The sequence below is a fragment of the Mesorhizobium sp. M7A.F.Ca.CA.001.08.2.1 genome (assembly GCF_003998455.1).
GTDB lineage: Bacteria > Pseudomonadota > Alphaproteobacteria > Rhizobiales > Rhizobiaceae > Mesorhizobium > Mesorhizobium ciceri.
Genome location: NZ_RZPW01000705.1, coordinates 1 through 3,244, shown reverse-complemented (window position 1 = coordinate 3,244; position 3,244 = coordinate 1). Strand labels below are relative to the sequence as shown.

Below are 3,244 nucleotides of genomic sequence, written 5' to 3'. Positions count from 1 at the left end.
CATCGCGCGGCCCTCGCCCGAAGCTTCGCCGGTGCCCATCATCGCCTTGCCCATCTCGCGCATGACGGAACGGACGTCGGCGAAGTCGAGATTGATCAGGCCTTCCTTGACCATCAGGTCGGTGATGCAGGCGACACCGGAATAGAGCACCTGGTCGGCCATGGCGAAGGCATCGGCGAAGGTGGTCTTGTCATTGGCCAGCCGGAACAGGTTCTGGTTGGGGATGACGATCAGCGTATCGACGCATTTCTGCAATTCCTCGATGCCGAAGTCCGCGGTCTTCATGCGGCGCTGGCCTTCGAAGTGGAACGGCTTGGTGACGACGCCGACGGTGAGGATGCCCTTTTCGCGCGCTGCGCGGGCAACGACGGGAGCAGCACCGGTGCCGGTGCCGCCGCCCATGCCGGCTGTCACGAAGCACATATGGGTGTTGGTCAGGTGATCGAGGATTTCATCGATGCACTCTTCCGCCGCCGCACGGCCGACTTCCGGCTGCGATCCCGCACCGAGCCCCTCGGTGACGTGAGCGCCGAGCTGGATCAGGCGGCCTGCCTTCGACATGGTCAGCGCCTGCGCGTCGGTGTTGGCCACCACGAACTCGACGCCGCGCAAACCGGCGGTGATCATGTTGTTGACGGCATTGCCGCCGCCGCCGCCGACACCGAACACGGTGATGCGCGGCTTAAGCTCGGTGATGTCCGGCTTTTGCAGATTGATGGTCATTGTCTCCGTCCTTTGCCTTTCACGCCGCTTCGCCGCCGCGGCCGCCTATGGGGCTGTCCCCGTCAATTTTAGAAACTGTCTCTCAACCACTGACTCATGCGATGCAGTTTTCCGCCCGTTCCGGTCATTTTGAGACCGGAAATTCCTTTCGCCGGATGGCTCTCGAAGCTCGCCATCTGCGGGTAGATCAGAAGCCCCACCGCGGCCGAGAAGGCCGGCCCCTTCGCCGCTTCCGGCAGGCCGGCCACGCCGAGCGGGCGGCCGATGCGCACATTTCGTCCCAGAATGCGGCGCGCCGCCTCCGGCAGGCCGGCAAGCTGGCTGGCGCCGCCGGTAAGAACCACACGCTTGCCCACTGCATTGCCATAGCCGGACTTGTTCAGCCGGTCGCGCAGCAGTTCGAGCGTCTCGTCGATGCGGGCGCGCACGATGCGCGTCATCACCGAGCGCGGGATCTGCAAGGGCACGTCGCCATCGTCACCGATCGGCTGGATCGAGACCAGGTCGCGATCGTCGGCGCTGCCGGGCAGCGCCGAACCATGCATCACCTTCAGCCGTTCGGCGGCATCAAGCGAGGTCGACAGCCCCTTGGCCATGTCCAGCGTGACATGGTTGCCGCCGATGGCGATGGCATCGCCATGGACGAACTTGCCTTCCGAAAACACCGAGATCGTCGTCGTGCCGCCGCCCATGTCGATGCAGGCCGCACCCATTTCCAACTCGTCGTCGACCAGCGCCGCCAGCCCGCTGGCATAGGGCGTCGCCACCATGCGCTCGACCGACAGATGCGAACGGTTGATGGACAGCTCCAGATTGCGCATCGGCGCGGCGTCGCCGGTCAGCACATGCATGTCGACGCCGAGTGCGTCGCCGACCATGCCGCGCGGATCGCGCACGCCGCGTTCGGCATCCAGCGAGAAGCCGACGGGAAGCGAATGGATCACTTCGCGCTCGGCCTTCAGCGCCTGCTTGGCGCCAGCACCGAGAACGCGCTTGATGTCGGCCTCGTCGGCCTCGTGGCCGCCAAGATTGATGGTGGCGGAGAAGGCTTCGCTCTTCAGCCGGCCGGCCGTCATGTTGACGATCAGCGAATCGACCGTCAGCCCGGCCATGCGCTCGGCTGCGTCGACGGAAAGGCGGATGGCATGCTCCGCCCTGTCGAGATCGACCACGACACCCGACTTCACGCCTTGCGACTTCTGATGGCCGATGCCGATCACCTGGATCCGGTGCGAACGGCCGCGCAGCAGCTTGCCGTCATCGCACGGCTTGAGCTTGGCCACCATGCAGCAGACCTTGCTCGAACCGACATCCAGCACCGTCAGGGTGCCAGACCGGCGCGACGCGGCATCGCCAGGACTGCCAAGCCAGCTCATATCTTCGTCTCCGGCTTGCGCTTCAGGCTCTTGGGTTTCTCGTTGAGGGCGGCTTCGCGCTGCGTCGCCGCTTCCGCCGTCAACTGCACGACCAGCCGGTCCGTCAGGCGCATGTCGACGGCGGCGATGTCGCGCGACAGCAAACCGTTGTCATGATCCATCTTCACGAGTTCGGCGAGCGCCTGATCCTCGTCGTCCTCGGGAAGCTTGATGGTGATGCCATTGTCCAGCTTCAGGTCCCAGCGCCGTTCGCCGACACGGATATAACCTTTGATCCGGTTCGCGAGCTCGGGATATTTTTCGACCTTGGCCAGGAAATCGGGCGCGCTCGCCGGCGCGCCGGTGCCGATCAGCAGCGGCAGAAGCACCTGCTTGCCGCCCGAGAACGGCGCGATCATGGCGCCATTCCTCTCGATGACCGAAAGCTCGTCACCCTGCTGCCAGAGCGCGAAAGCCTCACGCTCCTCGACACGCACTTCCAGCGTATGCGGATAGACCTTGCGCACCGCCGCGACCTCGATCCACGGCAAGGTCGCAATTCGTTCCCGCGCGGCCTCGGCATTAAAGCCGATCAGCGACGTCCAGCCGTCGAGTTCAAGCCTGTCGAGTATATCGATTTCCGAGGTCTGGCGATTGCCCACCACCTTGACCTGATCGACGGCAAATCCGGTACGGGCGGTGATGCTCTGCACGATACCGTCGACATGACCGCCGAGATAGGCGCCATAGGCACTGCTCGAGAAAATCAGCACGGCCGACATCATGGCCGCGGAAAAGCGCGGCGCCTGGAATTCCCCGACACCGAGGCGCGCCATAATGCGCACCGGGCGGCGCAGCATCCGCGGCAGCACGAAATGGTCCAACGACAACGACAGGCCGAACAGCGCCGGACCGGCCGCGCCCCTCTCCCTACCCTGTCCCCATTTCAACGCAGACACGAAGCGTCCTCCACCATCCAACTCAACAAATCGCCAAACGAGTGCCCGGCCTGGGCGGCGATTTCAGGCACCAAGGACGTCGGCGTCATACCCGGCTGGGTGTTGACCTCGAGCCAGACAATCTCGCCGTTTTCGGAATGCCGATCGTCATAACGGAAGTCCGACCGGGAAACGCCCCGACAGCCGATCGCTTGGTGAGCCTTGAGC

3 protein-coding genes and 1 pseudogene are annotated in these 3,244 nt (G+C 64.5%); all 4 read right to left on the bottom strand.

Going from position 1 to position 3,244, the window contains the following annotated elements; all coding sequences use genetic code 11:
* A partial coding sequence (ftsZ, locus tag EN914_RS29430; RefSeq protein ID WP_127389450.1) for a cell division protein FtsZ occupies positions 1 to 723 on the bottom strand: 723 nt, incomplete at its 3' end.
* A 68-nt stretch (positions 724 to 791) separates the two neighbouring features.
* Positions 792 to 2,099: a cell division protein FtsA gene (gene ftsA, locus EN914_RS29425; RefSeq protein ID WP_013530962.1), complete on the bottom strand. Its 1,308-nt coding sequence runs from the start codon at positions 2,097 to 2,099 to the stop codon at positions 792 to 794.
* A complete protein-coding gene (locus EN914_RS29420; protein ID WP_024501462.1) occupies positions 2,096 to 3,037 on the bottom strand; it encodes a cell division protein FtsQ/DivIB in 942 nt (313 codons plus the stop codon). Before EN914_RS29420 ends, ftsA begins: the two co-directional genes overlap by 4 nt.
* Positions 3,025 to 3,244, bottom strand: a pseudogene (locus tag EN914_RS29415) (D-alanine--D-alanine ligase); the annotation flags it as partial. The pseudogene EN914_RS29415 and the gene EN914_RS29420, both read right to left, overlap by 13 nt.